The following is a 17,508-nucleotide window of genomic DNA, read 5'->3' as shown; positions in this document are numbered from 1 at the left end:
GAGGTCACATGCGCGGCGACCTGGGATCGCTCTACGACGCGCACGCCGACCGCCTGTACGCGTACTGCTGGTCGCTCGTCGGCGACCAGCTCGCGGCGGCGGCCGTCGGCGACACGTTCAACGCGGCCGTGCACCAGCCGCCGCGCGGCGACAGCGTGCTGTGGCTGTACTCCCTGTCCCGGACGGCGTGCGCCGAGCGCGGCGCGTTCACCGGCGAGGCCGCCGGCCGCGCGCCCGGGGGGCTGCTGTTCGCCGACTCCGATCCGCTGCTGCGCGCCGCCGCCGCGCTGCGCTCCGACCACCGCGAGGTGCTGCTCCTGTGGGCGGGCGAATGGCTCGAACCGCACGACATCGCCCGCGTCCTCGGCCTCGCGCCGGACACCGTCGCGCAGCTGCTCAACGTCGCGCGGAACCGGCTGGAGCGGGCCGTCCTCGACCTCCTGATGCGCGGCACGACCGAGCCGCGGCTGGACCTCATCGCCGCGTTCGAAAAGGGGCGGCTGCCGCAGCTGCTCGCCCGGCGGGCGCCGGAGCGCGCGCCCGGCTGGCTGCGCGACCGGGTCCTGGCCGCCTGCGAGGAGGAGGCCGCCCGGCCGCTGCCGAGCGTCACCGCGCCCACCCCGCTCGTCGTCATCGGCCCGGCGAAGAAGGAGCCGGTGAAGCGCGGGGTCTCCAAGGGCCTCGGCGCCGCGGCCGGCGTCGCCGCGTCGGCCGCCGCCGCCATCGGGCTGCTGGCGTCGTGGCCGGCGGCCAAGGGCGGCCCCGCCGCCGCCTCGCTGGTCCCGACCGCGAGCAACGGGCAGACGCACCCGGCGTCCACGCGGACCAGCGACCTGCCGCAGCGCCCGGCGCCGGGCCTGACCGGCTCCGAGCGCGCGGACGGCGACTCGCCGAGCGCCGCGAAGGACCCGGTCACGAGCGCGTACGACACCCCGCCGCAGCAGACCGGCGGCGCTCCGGGCGGCACGGCCCGGGCACCGGCGTCGTCGCCGGACGCGCCCGCTCCTGACAGGCCGCCGGTGTCCGGCACCCCGACGACGCCGGAGGAGCCGTCCACGCCGCCGGACGACACGACCACTCCCCCGGAGACGCCCTCGGACCCGACGACCCCGCCGGACGACGGTTCCACCGGCCCGACGACGCCGCCGACCGGCACCCCGACCGACCCGCCGAGCGACGACCCCGGCACGCCGAGCCCGACCCCCACGTCCAACCCGGCGCCGCAGCCGGGCCAGGGCTGAGCCGGTTCAGGCCTCGGCGGCCTCGGCGGCCTGAGCCGGCGCGGGGACGAGCCCGCGCCGGCGTTCGAGCAGCAGGAGCAGCCCGCCGACCAGCGCGCCGGTGAGCATGGCCACCAGGTGGCCGACGGCCGCGATGTCGAGCGTGCGCAGGCCGGCCAGCAGCACGGGCGCGAGCGCGCACCAGCCGGCGAGCGGCACCAGCCGGCGGACCCGCCCGCGCCCGTACAGGAAGGCCGCGACGAGCGCCGCGCACAGCACGTAGGACGGCCCGACGTCGGGGATCGTGCGGATCGAGTCCGACAGCAGCCCCGCCTCCAGCCGCACCAGCGCGATGCCCTGGCTGATGAGGGTGGCGGCGACGTGCGCGGCGGCGACGAGGACGACGGCCCGCAGGTTCCCGAACCGCCGGGTGATGGGGAACAGCCCGATCGCCGCGGCGATGAGCAGCACCCCCTGCGAGCCCTCGGCGACGAACGCGGACGCCACCATCGTCCCTACCGGGTTGACCGCGAGGTTGGCCAGGTTGGTGCTGGCCCACGCGATCACCGCGTGCCGCGCGCCCGGCGGCAGGATCAGGGCCTGCACCAGCCACATCGCCGCGAACAGCCCGAGGAACGTCAGCGGCATCGGGTACCGCCTCGCGAAGGCCATCACACCGGCAGCCTAAACCGCGGCCCTACGCGGCGGCCGCGCCGTCGACCGGCGAACCGCCGCGCCGCACGAGCAGCGCCGCGAGGACCGCGACCGCGGCGACCGCACCGGCGACGGTCAGGGACGTCTGGAAGCCGTCCATGAACGCGAGGTGGCTGCCGCTCGTGATCGCGTCGGCGGCGGGCTTCGGTGTCCCGGGCGGGACGGGTGCGACGCCCTGCGAGACGAGCCCGCCCGCGCCCTCCAGTTGATGCGCCGCCGGCCCGGGGACGCCGGCGTCGGTGAGCCGCCCGAACAGCACGTCCCCGACCTTGGTGGACAGCAGCACGCCCAGCACGGACGTGCCGAGGACGCCGCCGACCTGCGAAGCGGTCTGCTGGAGGCCGCCCGCGACGCCCGCGAGGTGGGCGGGCGCGTTGCCGACGATGGCCTCGGTCCCGGCGACGATGACCATCCCGAACGCCAGGCCGACCAGCACGAACCACGGCCACAGCTGGACGTAGGCGGCGTCCGCCCCGACGCGCGACAGCCCGAACAGCGCGGTCGCGGTGAACGCCATCCCGAGGACGAGCGGCACCCGCGGCCCGAACCGGCTGGTCAGCGCCCCGGCGATCGGGGACGCGACGATGAACACGGCGGTCATCGGCAGCATCCGGACGCCGGCGTCGACCGGGCTCATCCCGTGCACCTGCTGCAGGTAGAGGGTGATGAAGAAGATCGTCCCGAACATCGCGAAGAAGCCGAGCACGATGAGCGCTGTCGCCGCCGACAGCGACGCCGAGCGGAACAGGTTCAGCGGCAGCAGCGGACGCTCCACCCTCGTCTCGTTCACGACGAACGCGGCGAACAGCACCACGGACACGGCGAACGACACCAGCGGGACCGCGTCCCCGAAGCCGTTCTCGCCGGCCTTGATGAGGCCCCAGACCAGGGCGAACAGCGCGCCGGTGAGAAGCGCGACGCCGGGCAGGTCGAACGAGCCGGCGCTCTCCTCGTCCCGCGACTCGCGGATCACCCACAGGCCGACGGCGAGCGCGATCAGGCCGAGGGGGGCGTTCAGGAAGAACACCGACTCCCAGTTGACGTTCTCGACCAGCAGGCCGGCGACGATCGGGCCGCCCGCGATGGAGATGCCGACCGTGGAGCCCCAGATGCCGATCGCGGTGTTGAGCCGCTCGGCCGGGAACGTGTTGCGCAGGATGGCGAGGCTCGCGGGCTGCAGGAGCGCCCCCGCGAAGCCCTGCACGACCCGCCAGAAGATCACCATGCCGAGCCCGCCGGACAGCCCGATGAGCAGCGACGACACGGCGAACCCGAGGACGCCCGCGAGGAAGGTCCGCTTGCGGCCGAACCGGTCGGCGATCTTCCCGGCCGGGATCAGCGTGACGGCGAGCGCCAGCAGGTAGGCGTTGGTGACCCACTGCAGGCCGGACAGGCTCGCGCCGAGGTCCTTGGCGATCGCCGGGTTGGCGATCGACACGACGGTCGCGTCCAGCCCGACCATCATCACGCCGAGCGCGACCGCGATGAGGGTGAGCCAGGGATGCCCGTGCCCCGGTCTGGCCGGACGTCCGCGCGCCTGGTCGCGCGGCGGGATGTGGACGGCGCCCGGATCGAGTGTCCCGGCGCCATGGGAATGAGTCATCGTCGACCTCCGACTTGGGATGCCCTCAAAGTGTCATGTGATGACACTTGGCGTCAACTGCCTCAAGTCTCGACGCGACATGTTTCACATTACGACATCTGATGCTCGACGCGCGATCGCCGGGCCATTACAATGCGCACATGACCGCCACTGCCCCCGAGACCGGCACCACCGGCCCCGGACCCCAGCCCCCGGGCAGGCGCGAACGCAAGAAGCAGCGCACCCGCGAGGCGCTCGTCGACGCGGCGTTCACCCTCTTCGCCGAGAAGGGGTTCGACGCCACCACCGTCGAGGAGATCGCCGACGCCGTGGACGTCTCGTCCCGCACGTTCTTCCGCTACTTCGCCTCGAAAGAGGACGTCGCGCTCACCTTCCAGGAGGAGCAGACCCGCGCCGTCATGGCGGTGCTGGCCGACCGCCCCCCGGAGGAGCCGATCATGACCGCGCTGCGGCGCACGGTGGTGGAGATCGCGCGCGCCTGCGAGGCGGGCGAGCTCGGCTTCGACCCGGGCCGCTTCGAGTGCATGCTGGCGATGATGGACGACAGCCCGTCGCTGCTGGCGGGCAGCCTGGAGCACGCGCAGAAGAAGCAGGCTCTGATCACGAACATCGTCGCGGAGCGGATGGGCCTGGACCCCGACACCGACCTGCGCCCGCACGTCGTGGCCGCCGCCACGACCTGCGCGTTCCAGGCGGCCGCCGACGTCACCCGCCGCCTCGGCGGCACGTTCAGCCCGCTGTCGGAGACCGTCGACCAGGCCTTCGCCATCCTGGAGAACGGCCTGAACGAGCCCTCCCGCCCGTCCGAGTGACCCGGCGCTGACCTGCGGCGGTCCTTCCCTGCCCGGTGTGGGGAGGGACGCCGCGGGTACCCCGTGCTGAGCCGGGGGACGTCCGGTCCCGCACGGAGGAGGACGGCGCATGGCCCTGAAGCACCCACGCACCGCCGGGCACGCCGGCCGCGACCTGGAGGTCAACCCGATCTTCAGCCGGGAGCCGCTGACCATCCCCCGGTACGCGCTGCCCGCGGGGGAACTCGACCCGGGCACCGCCTACCAGGTCGTCCACGACGAGCTGATGCTGGACGGCAACGCCCGGCTGAACCTGGCGACGTTCGTGTCCACGTGGGCGGAGCCGGAGGCGCTGCGGCTGATGGACGAGTGCGCCGCGAAGAACATGATCGACAAGGACGAGTACCCGCGCACCGCCGAGCTGGAGATGCGCTGCGTGCACATGCTAGCCCGGCTGTGGCACGCCGAGGATCCGCGCCGGACGGTGGGCTGCTCCACCACCGGGTCCAGCGAGGCGGCGATGCTCGGCGGGCTCGCGCTCAAGCGCCGCTGGCGGGCGCGGCGGGAGGCCGCGGGGCTGCCGGCGGACCGGCCCAACCTCGTCATGGGCGTCAACGTGCAGATCTGCTGGGAGAAGTTCGCGAACTACTTCGAGGTCGAGCCCCGCTACGTGCCGATGGAGGGCGGCCGTTTCCACCTCGGCGCGCGGGAGGCGGTGGAGCTGTGCGACGAGAACACCATCGGCGTCGTCGCCGTCCTCGGCTCCACGTTCGACGGGAGCTACGAGCCGGTGGCCGAGATCGCGGCGGCGCTCGACGACCTCCAGGCGCGGACCGGGATCGACGTGCCGATCCACGTGGACGGGGCGTCCGGCGCGATGATCGCGCCGTTCCTCGACCCCGGCCTGGAGTGGGACTTCCGGCTGCCGCGGGTCGCGTCCATCAACACCTCCGGGCACAAGTACGGCCTCGTCATGCCGGGCGTGGGCTGGGCACTGTGGCGGGACGAGGACGCGCTGCCCGACGACCTGGTCTTCCACGTCAACTACCTCGGCGGGGACATGCCCACGTTCGCGCTGAACTTCTCCCGTCCCGGCGCCCAGGTCGTCGCCCAGTACTACGCCTTCCTGCGGCTCGGCTTCGACGGGTACCGCCGCGTCCAGCAGACGTGCCGGGACGTCGCCACGGGGCTCGCCGACGCGATCGGACGGCTCGGCCCGTTCGAGACGCTCACCGACGGCGGCGACATCCCGGTGTTCGCGTTCCGGGTCCGGGAGGACGCCGGCGGCTTCACCGTCTACGACGTCTCCGCCGCGCTGCGCGAGTGCGGCTGGCTCGTGCCCGCCTACACCTTCCCCGAAAACCGCACGGACCTCGCCGTCCTGCGCGTCGTGGTGCGCAACGGGTTCGGGCACGATCTCGCGGACCTGTTCCTGGACGACCTGCGCCGCGTCCTGCGCCGGCTCCGCTCCCAGAAGGGGCCCGGCCGCGACGCGAGCGAGGCGACCGGCTTCGCCCACGGCGCCGAGCCCAAGAAGACGCGGGCCGCGAAGGTCTGAGAGCCGGGACTCAGGACATCCACTCGCCGATGTGGTTCCAGTGCATGTTGAGCCTCCGCTCGGCCATCCGCCGGTCGCTCAGCTGACCCGCCCGCTCGGCGACCGACCGCATCAGCGGGAAGCCGCCCTCCTCGTTGAGGCGGTGCCCGATGGCGCGGATCTCGACGCGCTCGGCGAACCCCTCCGGGGGCGGGCCGCCGTCGATCAGGCCGTCGACATAGGCGAGCCGGTGCCAGCGCTCCCGTTCCTCCGCGCCGAGCCCCCCGTACCCGCGCTCGGCGGCACTCGTGAGTTCCACGAGACGCTGGGCCGTACGCTCGAACTCGTCGACGGCCTCCGCCTCGAAGAAGGCGAGCCGGTCCGCCGGGCAGGTCGAGCGCAGCAGTTCGATCGCGCGGTCCGCCTGGGCCGGCGAATGGCCCGAGGCCACGAGGCCGCGGTTCAGCACGACGTTGAGCACCACGGTCACGGCGTCGTCGGTCATGCGCCACACGGCCTCGGCGGCCTCCTCGGCCACCGGCGAGTCGATGACCAGGTCGGCGACCGGGACCGCGTGCACGGAGACGCTCTCCAGGTGCGGGGAGCGCAGGGTCTGGACGACGACGTCACGCTCCGGGTGGTGGAACAGCGCCATGATCCACAGGCGGCGCAGAACCTCGTCGCCGCCGTCGGCGTAGAAGTCGTTGAACTCCCGGTCGTCCGGCCAGAGCGACGGCATCGGGCGCTGGCCGAGGAACGTACCGACATCGGGCGCCGCAGGGACCCGGATGGGTTTGCGGTCCCAGATGTCGGCGGTCCAGTCGCCGCTGAGCAGGAGCATGCCGTCGCCCGGCTTCGTCCGAGACTCGGCGGGGTCGCGCTTCGTGCGCCGGAAGAACAAGCCGGACCTCCTGCGGGTGACCGCCCGGATTCATAGCGTCAGTGTGAAGATGATCGCATTTCTCCGGGCGGCGCGCAGCCGTATTACACCCAGCTGACCCCTTGCCGCGGCATCAGCGCGGCGCGCGGGGCAGGCCGAGGCCGATCATGGCGATGAGCTCCCGCTGGATCTCGTTGACGCCGCCGCCGAACGTCAGCACGAGCGCGCCCTTGGCCATCCGGTCGAGCGCCGCCATGAAGCCCGCGGTCTCCTCGTCGCCGGGGTCGCCGTAGCGGGCGAGGACGTCGCCGACGATGCGGCCGACCTCCTGCATCCGCTCCGAGGAGTAGATCTTGGTGGCGGACGCGTCCGCGGCGCCGAGCCAGCCGAGGTCCTGGTTCGCGGCGACCTGCCAGTTGAGCATTTCGTTGACGCGCAGGTAGGCCCGGACCTGCGCGACCGCGCGGCGGACGGCGGGCTCCCCGATGAGCGGGCGGCCGTCCCGTCCGGCGGTCGCGGCGGCCCAGCGCTCGAACCGGATGGCGGTGTGCCCGATGTTGCCCGCCGGGCCGAGCGTGACCCGCTCGTGGTTGAGCTGGTTGACGATGAGGTCCCAGCCCTTGTTCTCGCCGCCGATCAGCATGTCCGCCGGGACGCGGACGTCCTGGAAGTAGGTCGAGTTCGTGTGGTGGGCGCCGTCCATCGTGATGATCGGCGTCCAGGAGAAGCCCGGGTCCCTGCAGTCCACGATGAGCATCGAGATGCCCTTGTGCTTCTTGGCGTCCGGGTCGGTGCGGGCCGCGAGCCACACGTAGTCGGAGTGGTGCGCGCCGGACGTGAAGATCTTCTGGCCGTTGACGACGTAGTGGTCGCCGTCCTTCACCGCGGTGGTGCGCAGCGCGGCGAGGTCGGTGCCCGCGCCCGGCTCGCTGTAGCCGATCGCGAAGTGGCACTCCCCGGCGAGGATGCGCGGGATGAAGAACTCCTTGTGGGCGTCCGACCCGTACTGCAGGATCGTCGGCGCGACGGAGTTCAGCGTGATGAGCGGGTAGGTGACCTCGGCGCGGGCGATCTCGTTGGCGAAGATCGTCTGCTCCACCGGGCCGTAACCGCGGCCGCCGTACTCCTTCGGCAGCGCGACGCCGAGCATCCCGTCGCGGCCGAGGCGCTTGCAGTGCTCGATGTAGGCCGGGCCGAACGGGTCGGCCAGGATCGCGGCGCGCTGCTCGGCGTTGAGGCAGTTCTCGAAGTACTCGCGCAGCTCGGCGCGGAGCTTCTTCTGCTCGTCGGTCAGGTCGATGAACATTCAGGCCTCCTGATCGAGGAGCGCGGCGAGTGCGTCGAGACGGTCTTCGCCGCCGCCGAGCAGGTGTCCGCAGTGCTTGCCCCAGGCGAAGTAGCGGTGCAGCGGGTAGGTGATGTCCAGTCCTATGCCGCCGTGCAGGTGCTGGCACGTGTAGAGGGCCTTCACGACGGGGTCGCAGGCGTTGTAGGCGGCGACGGTGAGGACCTCTTCCGCGTCGCCGGCGCCTTGCGCGAGCCGCCACACGCCCGCCCAGACGGCCACGTCCAGCGCCCGCTTGGCGATGTAGACGTCCCCGATCTGCATCGTGACGGCCTGGAACTGCGCGAGCGCCCGGTCGAACTGCTCGCGCGTCTTCGTGTACTCCGTGGTCAGGTATAGCGCGCCCTCGATGACGCCGGACGAGATGGCGACCGCGCCGGCGACGGCCGAGCGGCGGAGCGTGTCCCAGGCTTCGCCGTCCGCCGTGCCGCCGAGGAGGGCGTCCGCGCCGACGCGGACGTCGTCGAGGGCGACGCGCGACAGCGGCTCGGACGTCGCCGACGGCTGCACGCTGAGCGTCGCGGCGGCGGGCTCGACGAGGAAGACCCCGACGCCCTCACCCTCGACGCGCGCCGGCACCAGGATGCGGGACGCTTCCCGCGCGTACGGGACGAACGTCTTCACGCCGTTCAGGACGTATCCGCCGCCGTCCGCGCGGGCCGTCGCGGCGATCTCGCCGGCCGGGCCGGCTTCGCGGTAGGCGCCCGTCAGGATCGTCGCGCCCTCGGTGAGCGGGGCCAGCAGGGCGCGCTGCTCCGCCGTCCCGTGCGCCGCGATCGGGACGGCCGCCAGCGCGAGCGACGCGTACACGGGGACGGGCGCGACATGCAGGCCGACCTCCCGGAGGATCACCGCCAGCTCGACCGGGCCGAGCCCGGCGCCGCCGGCGTCCTCGGGCAGGATGATGCCGAGCAGGCCCGCCTGCGCGAGCGCCTTCCACGTCACGTCGTCGTAGGGCGCCTCGCTCTTCTCGAACGCTTCGAGGCGCTCCTGCGTCGCCTCACGCGCGAGCACGTCCGCCGCGAGGCCCTTGATCTCTTGCTGGGTCTCGTCGAGGTTGAAGTCCACTCATCCGCTCCCTTCCAGGAGGTGCAGCCGGCCGCGTCGCTCGAACTCGGCCCGCAGATCGGCCGCGTCCCGCGCGGTCATCGGGCGGTAGGCGAGGTCGCGGCCGGGCCGCCACCAGACCGGGTCGCCGGTGCGCCAGCCGTCCTTGGCCAGCCGGCGTTTGAGGATCTTGTTGGACGCGGTCGCGGGCAGCTCGCGCGCCACCCGGACGTAGCGGGGCGGCCACTTCGGGCTCAGGTCGGCGCGTCCGCGCAGGTAGCCGGCGAACGCCTCGGGGTCGAAGGCGTCGGCGGCGATGGCCAGCATCACCTGGTCGCCGGACGCGGCGTCCGGCACCCCGTACACGGCGAGCTGCCGGACGCCGGGCAGCTCCGCCAGGACGCGCTCGACCTGGACGGCGCCGAAGTTCTCGCCGTCGACGCGGAGCCGGTCGGTGCTGCGCCCGGCGAAGAAGATGTAGCCGTCGCCGTCGGCGTAGGCGAGGTCGCCGCTCCAGAACATGCCGTCGCGGAGCCGGTCCGGGGCGTCCTCCTTGTAGTAGCCGTCGAACAGGCCGAGGTCGGCGGTGTTGACGAGCTCGCCGATGGCCTCGTCGCCGTTCAGCACCCGTCCGGCGTCGTCGAAGGCGGCGGGCGGGCAGGGGCGGCCGGTCGCCGGGTCGAGGATCGCGATGCCGTCGGCCAGCTTGCCAAGGGCGCCCTGCGGGCCGAACGGGTCGGGTGCGAGCGAGATCGCGGTCTCGGTCGAGCCGTATCCGTCGATGACGAAGCAGCCGAAACGCTCGCCGAACGTCTTCTGCTCCAGCGGCGCGGCCTCGTTCCCGAACGCGAACTGCACCGGGTTGTCGGCGTCGTCGGCCTTGGCAGGGGTGGCGAGCACGTACGACAGCGCCTTGCCGACGTAGTGCAGGTAGGTGCAGCCGTGGGCGCGCACGTCGGGCAGCACGCTGGACGCCGAGAACCGGGTGCGCAGCACCAGCTCGGCACCGGCCGCCAGCGCGGGCGCGTACGCGGCCATGACCGCGCCCGAGTGGAACAGCGGCATCGGGCAGTAGACGACCGACTCCGCGGACAGCATGCGCTCGGCGAGCATCTCCCCCGGCACGACCACCTTCCGGTGCGTGACGCGGACGGCGCGGGGGCGCCCCGACGTCCCGGACGTGAAGATCAGCATGAGCAGGGTGGCGGGGCCGATCGCCGAGGTGTCCGGCAGCGGGGAGCCCGCGAAGGGCGCGAGGAGGCCGCCGAACCCGTCCACGTCCTGGACCGGCAGCCCGAGCGCGGCGGCCTGCTCGGCGTAGCGCGGCTGGGTGAGGACGAGGTCGCAGTCGGCGCGTTCGGCGTCGCCCGCCAGCTCGGCCGCGCTCCGGGTGGGGTTCAGCGCGACGACCACCGAACCCGACAGGGCCGCGCCGCCGAGGAGGAACACCAGCTCAGGAAGGTTGTCGAGGAGCACGCCCACATGAACGGGACGCTCCCGTCCCGCGCGGCTCGCCATCCAGGCGGCGCGGGCGGCGCATTCGGCGACGACCTCCCGCCACGTCCAGGCGCGGCCGCCGTCCACGGAGCGCAGCCCGGGACGGTCGTCGTCCGCCCTCGCCTCCAGCAGTGCCGCGACGCTCACGGGCCACCTCCCTCGTCCAGCCCACGGCGAAAAAGTAGAACAGATTCTAGTCTGTGTCCAGAGGTCTGATCATCCGCGTTCAGCAGCCGATTCGCCTGGCACACCGGGGAGGCGGCCCGGCCGGAGGCGGCCCGCCGGGGTTCCGGGATCGGCCGATCAGATAACACGTTCTCGCATGCGCGGTACGCTTGGCGGGAACACCTCGGGCGTCCGAGCCCGCACAGAAGGGATGACGACCGTGACCGCAGAGCCGACAGTGACCGGGGACGAGTCCCGGGGACAGGCGGCCGGCCAGGGCGGTGTGCGCTCCCGCAGCCAGCACCAGCGGCGCAAGCGTATCGTCCAGGCGGCCGCGGCGCTGGCATCGCGCGGCGGCATCGAGGCGATGCAGATGCGCACCGTGTCCGAGCGCGCCGGGGTCGCCCTCGGCACCCTCTACCGCTACTTCCCGTCCAAGATGGACCTGGTCGTCGCCGTCGTCAGCGAGGAGATCGACCTCCTCGAAGGCAGCATCGAGCGCCGTCCGCCGCGCGCGGGCGCCGCCCCCGAACGGGCCGTCGAGGTACTGATGCGCGCCACCCGCGGCCTGATGCGCGAGCCCGAACTGGCCGAGGCGCTGATCCGCTCCCTCCTGCTGTCCGACGTCAAGACCGACTTCGGCGACCGGATGAGCGAACTGCTGCTGAAGACCGCGTCCGGCCCGCCGGAGGACATCCCCGCCGGCGACCCCCGCCGCCTCGCCTCCCGCGCCCTGTCCGGCATCTGGACCATGGAGATGATCGAGATGCTGCGCGGCAACGCGACCGCCGACGAGATCCAGGCCCGCCTCGAGATCACCGCCGCCCGGCTCCTCATCGACCCCTGAGCGCGGCGGGCGGCCGGGACGCGCCCCCGGCCGCCCTCCGCGCACAGGTCAGAGCCGCTGCCCCGCCGTGTCCACGATGCCCGCCTTAAGGCGGACGGTGAGGGTCAGCAGATCGCCCTTCTTGTCCCGATGGCCGCCGCCCTCGCCACGGCTCGTGCGGTCCTTCACCGCGACGGCCCGTTCACCGAGGTAGGCGTAGGTGGACGGGTCCAGGAGCAACTCCTCGTGCAGCCAGCCCTCGCTGAGACGTCCGAGCGCGAGGGCCGGCCGTCCCGCCGCGTCCACCCGTCCCTTGACAAGCGTCACGCCGGGGATCTGCTTGATCGCCCGGAAGGCGGCGGCCTCGGTCCTCGGCGGCAGGACGTTGTCGCGCAGCATCGTGCCGAGCATGCCGTACGCGACGTCGTACCTTTCTTCCTCGTTGTCGCCGAGCCCGCCCATTTCCTTGTAGAACCAGTGCAGCAGCGCGGACGGGTCGGTGGGCAGCGCGGCCAGCGTGGCGTAGTCGGACGGCGGCGTCGTCGGCATCGTCCCAGCGAACCTGAGCTTGCCGTCCTCCAGATCGGCGACCTTCTTGCCGTCGGCCCGCTTCCAGTTACGAAACACCGCGGTGTCGTGCGGGTTCTTCGACAGCGCGCCGTTGGGCTTGCCCCGGCTCTTCCTCGACTGCGACTCGACGTAGATCCACTGGTCGGGACGGGGCGGGGTGAACGGGCGCGCCTCCGCGGCGAGGGCGGCGCGTTCGAGCGCCTGTGACGCGTCGGCGACCGGACCCGTTGGAATTCCCGGGACGACGGGCCGCGGCCGGCCGTGCTCGTCGGTCCCGCCGCCCGTCTGCACGACGGTCACTCCGATGGCGACGGCGGCGGCCAGCGCGCCCACCGCCACGAGCCGCACACTGAACCGGGGCAGCCGGGACCGCCGCGCCTTGGTCGTGCCGGACGCACGTTCGAGCAGGGCCGTCCGGGCGGCGGTACGGGACGTGTCCGCGGGCGGCGCGGGCTCGGCCCAGGCCTCGCGGAGAATGTCGAGGTCGTTCATTCCTGCTCCCTGAGGGTCGTCGGGACGGTCTCGCCCAGTGCGGCGCGGATCTTCTTGCGGACCCGGTGCAACCGCGACCGGGCCGTCCCTGCCGGGATGCCGAGCGCCTCGCCCGCCTCCTGGACGCCGAGTTGGGCCCACGCGACGAGCAGCAGGAGGTCCCGGTCAGCGCGGGACAGCCGGCCGAGGGCCGCCGCCAGCGGCCCTCGCGCGGCCCTGCGCGTCGATGCGCCCGGCGACGAGGTCGGCGGGCCCCTCGGCTGCCTCGGCCACCCCTGTCCTCGCCAGCGCCCGGTACTGGCGCACCTCCGCGCGGCGGTGCCGGGCGATGAGGTTGGACGCGATCCCGTACAGCCAGGGCCGCGCGTCGTCCCGCGACACGTCGTAGCGCCCGCGGCGGTCGAACGCGATCAGGAACGTCTCGGCGGCGACGTCGTCGGCGAGCCCGCCTCCGAGCCGCCGCGCCGCATACCCGTGGATCGCGGTGTAGCGCCGGTCGAAGAGCGCGGCGAAGCACTCGGGCTCGTGCCGCGACCGCCGCAGTATCTCGGCGTCCCCGTCGGTCACCGCGACCATGCCGGCCTCCCTCGGTTCATCCCATGCCTTCCGGAGTGCGAGTGGTCACCCCCCCATTCACCGATCCCCCGCCCCGCGTTCGCGGCGCCCGACCACCATCCAGGCAAATGTGATTCAAGTCACATTGATCTCATTTTCAAGATCACTCATGCTGACGGCATCCGCTCGATCCCGGGAGCGAAGTTGCGCATGGACATCAGGGCGCGGATGCGCCGAAGGATCACCACCGTGGTCGCCGTCACCCTCGTTCCGCTGTCGGTCGCGGTCGGGGTCGGATGGGCCGCGGCCACCGACAACATGTTCCCCACGTCCGTCACCGGCGGCACCTGCTGGACCGGGTTCCGTACCGGCTTCCCCTGCCAGACCGACAACAGCGCGGTCTACTTCTACATGGACAGCAACGGCGAGTACGAGCTGGAGGCGACGGACAAGAGCACCGTCAACAACGCGATCGACGGGGAGTACCGCCCGACGGCCCTGGCGTTCCACTACGACTCGTCGCCGGTGTTCTCCGGCAGCGGCGAGACCGACATCATCTACCAGGAGGGCTCCACCGGCCTTCCGGACAGTGTCGCCGGCACGACCTGGTGCAACGCCAAGGGCGGCGACGGCCTCGACTGCGACCAGCAGTACATCCGCATCCGCGGCAACGGCTACATCACCTATGCCAGGTCCTGCCACGAGACGGGCCACGCGGTGGGGCTGCAGCACGGCGACAACTCCAGCCCGCGGCTGTTGAACAGCGACTCCCGCCTCGGCTGCCTGGTGACGCCGTCCGACGGTCACAACGACCTCGGCGCCAACAACCGCGAGAACGTCAACGCCACTTACTAGGGGAAGCCATGAAACGCGGCATGTACTTCGCGGGTGCCGGCGCGGCGGGTCTGCTGGCCGCCGCCGTGGCGGTCCTCGCCCCGCACGACGACCAGCCGGAAGCCGCGTCCGAGGCGCCCGCCCCGCCCCGGATCGTGATGGCCGAGGGCGACGACCGGCTGCCCAGCACCACCGCCACCGACTGGGTGACCTACGCCGACCACGTCGTGGTGGTCACCGCCGCCTCCGAGCGGCGCCTCCCGGTCAGCGCGACCGAGGCGGCGCGCGGCGAGGGCCTCATCGGCCGGACAGTGGACATGCAGGTCAAGAAGGTCCTCTGGTCCCGCAAGGGCGCCCCGGAAGCGGCGCCCAAGAGCTGGACCTACAACGCCGCGGGCTTCGCGCTCACCAACGGCGACCCGGAGGCCGCCGCCCCGATGGCCGTGCACGGCCGTCCCCGCATGGAGGTGGGCCACCAGTACATCGTGGCCGTCTCCTGGGAGCCCGCGCGCTGCTCGCCCGGCGACAAGCCCGAACCGGGCCGCTGGATGGGCCTCGGTGAGGGCTCCGAGGTCCCGTACGACGGCAACACCATCGGCCAGGGCGAGATGGAGGGACGCGTCCAGACCGCGGCCCAAGCCCGCATCCTCGTCGCCGGCGAGCACGGTCTGGAGGAGGAGATGATCGGGCAGGACGCGGCCGCCCTGGCCGCCAAGCTCAAGGCCACGCCCGCCACCGAGAAGCAGACCTTCTCCGCCCAGTCCCAGCCCACCGCCTGCGACTAGGAGGACTCAGCGTCGCCCCGTCGTCACGACTGGCTCACCCGACCACGCGACAGGCTCTAGCCTGGACTCCGACAGGAGCCGGGAAGAAGAAGGTGTGCCAGTGACCGAGCAGGAACCGATCCTCAGCGACGGGGTCATCATCGAGTTCATCGATGGCAAGGACGTCCCCGTCCAGCACAAGGACTTCGGTGAGCGGGCCGTCGTCATGCGCGACGCCAAGAACCCGGAGGGCCCGATCCTCTACTTCACCGAGGCCGAGTGGGACGCCTTCATCGCCGGCGTCAAGGACGGCGAGTTCGACGACCTCCTGGAAGAAGACCCCACCGAGGCCCCCTGACCCCGGACACGAGAACGCCCCCGGCCAAAAACCGGGGGCGTTCTCGTACGCTCCGACCTACCCGAACAGTTCGTCACTGGAGTCCGCGGTGGCGGCACGGACCAGCCAGCGGTCCAGTTGGTCCGTGTCCTCACAAGCCAGGACGCGCTCACGCACGTCGTCCGCCACCGAGAATCCCCGCGCAGCGAGAACCTTCAGCACCGCCTCGGCCTCGCCCTTGGCCAGGCCCCTGGCCTCACCCTTGGCCAGGCCCCTGGTCTCGTACTCGATGAAGGGGTCGTGCTTGAACTTGAAGTCTGCGGTACCGGCGGACACGTAATCCTCCAGGAGTTTCTTGGCGGCGTCCGAGAGCACGGACACCACCATTCCAGTGTATAGCTTGCCGAGTTCTCTGTTCTTGTTGTCGATGGTGGCCAGTGCGGCGTGGGTGATCTCCATGGACGACTCAGTGGGGGGCATGACGCTGGCGAGGGTGCCCAGGATGGCCAGCTCAGGCATTTCCGCCGCTTGGCGGGGGGTGGTGACGAGCGGTACGGTGCCCGCCCCCTTGCCCGGGCCCAGTACCAGGGGCTTGAGGACGAAGTCGGGATGGCCGAGCTCGATCGGCGTTCGCGCCCAGTCGGCCACCCGGCGCTTCGAGGCGATGACCACCAAGTAGCACGGGCACCTGGTCTTCGCCCACTGCGAGGCGACGTAGAGGGGCCAGCTACCGTGCTTGGCGGGGTCCACGGTCGTCTGGGTCTCGGCGACGACGCTGATCGTCGGCTCGGCCGCATCGCCTTCGCAGAGTTGGACGACGTTGTCGGCCGTGTAGGCGATGGGAGCGAGCTGGGTGCAGGCCTCACTCGCGGACCTGACCGTGAGTTCGGTTCGATTCAGTTTTACGCCGAAGGCGACCTCCAGGAGCTGGGCGACGACCTCGGGGTTGTCGCGGATGATCTTTATCGGGGATTCGTGCGTGACGCCGACCATGCGCAGAACGTTATTTTGCGATCACCATTGGATACCGACACTATCCAATGACTGTGCGTATGACATGCGTCACAGTCAGTTATGGGTGCGATGGTGGCGTTACTAGTTGGTTTGGGCGATAGTGGAGGAAGGCTGAATTGTCCAGGGAGAGGGACTTGGCCTTTTTGTTTAGGGACTTTGCGGTGGTGTTGGGCCAGTGGCCGGTTTTTACGCGCTTTTCTAGGGTTTGGAGGCTTGCGACGTATTCGGAGGCGGTGAAGTTGCAGTGGCCTGTGCGGTGGACGTAGGCCTGGCGCAGGAGCGGGGTGCGGCCTGCGGCACGGACCGATCTGGCGTATTCGTTCTCGTGTTCGACCGGCACCAGCTGGTCGGAGATCGTGTGGATGTTCATCGTGGGGACGTTGATGCGGCCCGTGGGTTCGGAGGTGCGGGTCATCCAGGCGAGGGGGCTTTCTTCGACCTGTTTGGCGGCCTTGGTGGTCAGGGTCGCCAGGTCTTTGCTCAGGTTCAGGCCGGCGGTTCGGTAGAGGGCCCTCACCTGGCGGAGGTTCGAGGATCTGCGCAGGAGGCGTGAGTAACTCAGGCCCTTGTTCCAGGCACTGTCGCCGCCGGCGGCCTGGTCGATGGAGTAGCGGCCGCCGAAGATGAAGTTGAGGACGCCGCCCGAGGTCAGCCACTGGTACTGCTGGCGTTCCTGTTCGGCGTAGTCGCGGCGGGGCGGTTCGATGTCGCCGGAGAACCAGGACGACTGGTTGAGGAACGCGGAGGCCAGGGCGATGCGGGCGCGGCCGGTGGACGTGGCTTGGGCATCCTGCACGGCCTGGGTCAGCTGGGCTCCGGCGACGGCGCCCTCGGCAGGGGTCGTGTAGTCGGTGAGCTTGATCTGCTGGGACGGGGCCAGCAGCGCGGCGATCGTGTGGCCCGCGTTGAGCTGGTAGTTGTTGAGGTCGACGCCGCCGCCGACGATGCCGCAGGTGCTGAGCACGCCGTCGACGGCGCGGGTTTCGGCGATCTTCGCGCTCACCAGGCCGCCCATGGACTGGCCCAGGGCGAGTGTGGTGCGCGGGCGTCCGATGATCTCGGAGAGGGCTTCGCGGGTGGCGATCTGGTCCTGGACGGCGCTGCCGAGCGCCCACATGGAGCCGTCCGGGTCGTAGGAGGAGCCGGCGAGTGCGTAGCCGCGGTCCAGGAGGGCCTTGCCGGCGGCCTCGCTCGGGCGGTCGGCGGCGTTGAGGGGGCCGAACCCGTGGCTGAACAGGATGAGCGTCCCGTTCCAGGTGGAAGGGACATCCGCTATCCAGGTGGCGCCGTCGGGGAGGGTGCCGGTGTGGTGGGCGG

At 71.8% G+C, this 17,508-nt stretch carries 18 protein-coding genes; 7 read left to right on the top strand and 11 right to left on the bottom strand.

Annotated features, from left to right (window positions below):
* Positions 1-8: 8 nt before the first annotated feature.
* On the top strand, positions 9-1,241 hold the full coding sequence (locus E1293_RS17155; protein WP_132198412.1) for an RNA polymerase sigma factor: 1,233 nt from the start codon (positions 9-11) through the stop codon (positions 1,239-1,241).
* Between the two features lie 6 nt (positions 1,242-1,247).
* Here E1293_RS17155 and E1293_RS17150 read toward each other — a convergent pair whose 3' ends face one another.
* Both E1293_RS17150 and E1293_RS17145 read right to left on the bottom strand, forming a co-directional pair.
* Positions 1,248-1,892 carry a rhomboid-like protein gene (locus E1293_RS17150; RefSeq protein ID WP_132198411.1) on the bottom strand — a complete coding sequence of 215 codons (645 nt, stop codon included), beginning with the start codon at positions 1,890-1,892 and terminating at the stop codon, positions 1,248-1,250.
* A gap of 25 nt (positions 1,893-1,917) precedes the next feature.
* Positions 1,918-3,537, bottom strand: coding sequence for an MFS transporter (locus E1293_RS17145; RefSeq protein WP_132198410.1), 1,620 nt, complete (start codon positions 3,535-3,537; stop codon positions 1,918-1,920).
* 140 nt (positions 3,538-3,677) lie between these two features.
* Here E1293_RS17145 and E1293_RS17140 point away from each other — a divergent pair, with 140 nt between their 5' ends.
* Together E1293_RS17140 and gad are read left to right on the top strand one after the other, a co-directional pair.
* Positions 3,678-4,349 carry a TetR family transcriptional regulator gene (locus tag E1293_RS17140; RefSeq protein ID WP_132198409.1) on the top strand — a complete coding sequence of 224 codons (672 nt, stop codon included), beginning with the start codon at positions 3,678-3,680 and terminating at the stop codon, positions 4,347-4,349.
* Between the two features lie 109 nt (positions 4,350-4,458).
* Positions 4,459-5,886 carry a glutamate decarboxylase gene (gene gad / locus E1293_RS17135; RefSeq protein WP_132198408.1) on the top strand — a complete coding sequence of 476 codons (1,428 nt, stop codon included), beginning with the start codon at positions 4,459-4,461 and terminating at the stop codon, positions 5,884-5,886.
* A 10-nt stretch (positions 5,887-5,896) separates the two neighbouring features.
* Here the strand turns inward: gad and E1293_RS17130 are convergent, their stop codons facing one another.
* The 4 genes from E1293_RS17130 to E1293_RS17115 all read right to left on the bottom strand — a co-directional run bounded on the left by E1293_RS17130 (position 5,897) and on the right by E1293_RS17115 (position 10,781).
* A complete protein-coding gene (locus E1293_RS17130) occupies positions 5,897-6,766 on the bottom strand; it encodes a hypothetical protein (RefSeq protein ID WP_132198407.1) in 870 nt (289 codons plus the stop codon).
* 112 nt (positions 6,767-6,878) lie between these two features.
* A complete protein-coding gene (locus tag E1293_RS17125) occupies positions 6,879-8,051 on the bottom strand; it encodes an acyl-CoA dehydrogenase family protein (protein WP_132198406.1) in 1,173 nt (390 codons plus the stop codon).
* Positions 8,052-9,158, bottom strand: coding sequence for an acyl-CoA dehydrogenase family protein (locus E1293_RS17120; protein WP_132198405.1), 1,107 nt, complete (start codon positions 9,156-9,158; stop codon positions 8,052-8,054).
* Entirely contained in the window at positions 9,159-10,781 is a 1,623-nt protein-coding gene (locus E1293_RS17115; RefSeq protein ID WP_132198404.1) for an AMP-binding protein, read from the bottom strand. It lies immediately after the preceding gene.
* Positions 10,782-11,019: 238 nt separating this feature from the next.
* Between E1293_RS17115 and E1293_RS17110 the strand changes: the two genes are divergently transcribed.
* Positions 11,020-11,646: a TetR family transcriptional regulator gene (locus tag E1293_RS17110; protein WP_424923639.1), complete on the top strand. Its 627-nt coding sequence runs from the start codon at positions 11,020-11,022 to the stop codon at positions 11,644-11,646.
* Positions 11,647-11,694: 48 nt separating this feature from the next.
* Here E1293_RS17110 and E1293_RS17105 read toward each other — a convergent pair whose 3' ends face one another.
* The 3 genes from E1293_RS17105 to E1293_RS17100 are packed head-to-tail and all read right to left on the bottom strand — an operon-like array spanning position 11,695 to position 13,263.
* On the bottom strand, positions 11,695-12,687 hold the full coding sequence (locus E1293_RS17105; RefSeq protein ID WP_132198402.1) for a CU044_5270 family protein: 993 nt from the start codon (positions 12,685-12,687) through the stop codon (positions 11,695-11,697).
* Positions 12,684-12,839, bottom strand: a complete 156-nt coding sequence (locus tag E1293_RS50480; protein ID WP_341770196.1) for an RNA polymerase sigma factor — start codon at positions 12,837-12,839, stop codon at positions 12,684-12,686. Before E1293_RS50480 ends, E1293_RS17105 begins: the two co-directional genes overlap by 4 nt.
* Before the next feature lie 13 nt (positions 12,840-12,852).
* On the bottom strand, positions 12,853-13,263 hold the full coding sequence (locus E1293_RS17100; protein ID WP_341770194.1) for an RNA polymerase sigma factor: 411 nt from the start codon (positions 13,261-13,263) through the stop codon (positions 12,853-12,855).
* Between the two features lie 189 nt (positions 13,264-13,452).
* Between E1293_RS17100 and E1293_RS17095 the strand changes: the two genes are divergently transcribed.
* The 3 genes from E1293_RS17095 to E1293_RS48620 all read left to right on the top strand — a co-directional run bounded on the left by E1293_RS17095 (position 13,453) and on the right by E1293_RS48620 (position 15,198).
* Positions 13,453-14,097, top strand: a complete 645-nt coding sequence (locus E1293_RS17095; RefSeq protein ID WP_207938893.1) for a hypothetical protein — start codon at positions 13,453-13,455, stop codon at positions 14,095-14,097.
* Between the two features lie 8 nt (positions 14,098-14,105).
* A complete protein-coding gene (locus tag E1293_RS17090) occupies positions 14,106-14,861 on the top strand; it encodes a hypothetical protein (RefSeq protein WP_132198401.1) in 756 nt (251 codons plus the stop codon).
* A 100-nt stretch (positions 14,862-14,961) separates the two neighbouring features.
* Positions 14,962-15,198, top strand: a complete 237-nt coding sequence (locus tag E1293_RS48620) for a DUF397 domain-containing protein (protein ID WP_067633630.1) — start codon at positions 14,962-14,964, stop codon at positions 15,196-15,198.
* A gap of 57 nt (positions 15,199-15,255) precedes the next feature.
* Here E1293_RS48620 and E1293_RS17080 read toward each other — a convergent pair whose 3' ends face one another.
* Together E1293_RS17080 and E1293_RS47475 are read right to left on the bottom strand one after the other, a co-directional pair.
* The gene (locus E1293_RS17080; RefSeq protein ID WP_132198400.1) at positions 15,256-16,170 is read right to left on the bottom strand and encodes a hypothetical protein; all 915 of its coding nucleotides are present in this window, start codon (positions 16,168-16,170) and stop codon (positions 15,256-15,258) included.
* A gap of 79 nt (positions 16,171-16,249) precedes the next feature.
* A partial coding sequence (locus tag E1293_RS47475) for an alpha/beta fold hydrolase (RefSeq protein ID WP_165978248.1) occupies positions 16,250-17,508 on the bottom strand: 1,259 nt, incomplete at its 5' end.

Origin of the sequence: Actinomadura darangshiensis, from assembly GCF_004349235.1 — a bacterium.
GTDB classification, from domain to species: domain Bacteria; phylum Actinomycetota; class Actinomycetes; order Streptosporangiales; family Streptosporangiaceae; genus Spirillospora; species Spirillospora darangshiensis.
Note: the sequence above shows the minus strand (reverse complement) of the source record. Positions and strands in the feature narration are given on the sequence as shown.

Bases quoted from the DNA above. Each gene is read 5' to 3' on its own strand.
- E1293_RS17155 (WP_132198412.1), top strand. From the start codon at position 9: ATGCGCGGCGACCTGGGATCGCTCTACGACGCGCACGCCGACCGCCTG.
- E1293_RS17150 (WP_132198411.1), bottom strand. From the start codon at position 1,892: ATGGCCTTCGCGAGGCGGTACCCGATGCCGCTGACGTTCCTCGGGCTG.
- E1293_RS17145 (WP_132198410.1), bottom strand. From the start codon at position 3,537: ATGACTCATTCCCATGGCGCCGGGACACTCGATCCGGGCGCCGTCCAC.
- E1293_RS17140 (WP_132198409.1), top strand. From the start codon at position 3,678: ATGACCGCCACTGCCCCCGAGACCGGCACCACCGGCCCCGGACCCCAG.
- gad (WP_132198408.1), top strand. From the start codon at position 4,459: ATGGCCCTGAAGCACCCACGCACCGCCGGGCACGCCGGCCGCGACCTG.
- E1293_RS17125 (WP_132198406.1), bottom strand. From the start codon at position 8,051: ATGTTCATCGACCTGACCGACGAGCAGAAGAAGCTCCGCGCCGAGCTG.
- E1293_RS17105 (WP_132198402.1), bottom strand. From the start codon at position 12,687: ATGAACGACCTCGACATTCTCCGCGAGGCCTGGGCCGAGCCCGCGCCG.
- E1293_RS17100 (WP_341770194.1), bottom strand. From the start codon at position 13,263: ATGGTCGCGGTGACCGACGGGGACGCCGAGATACTGCGGCGGTCGCGG.
- E1293_RS17095 (WP_207938893.1), top strand. From the start codon at position 13,453: ATGGACATCAGGGCGCGGATGCGCCGAAGGATCACCACCGTGGTCGCC.
- E1293_RS17090 (WP_132198401.1), top strand. From the start codon at position 14,106: ATGAAACGCGGCATGTACTTCGCGGGTGCCGGCGCGGCGGGTCTGCTG.
- E1293_RS17080 (WP_132198400.1), bottom strand. From the start codon at position 16,170: ATGGTCGGCGTCACGCACGAATCCCCGATAAAGATCATCCGCGACAAC.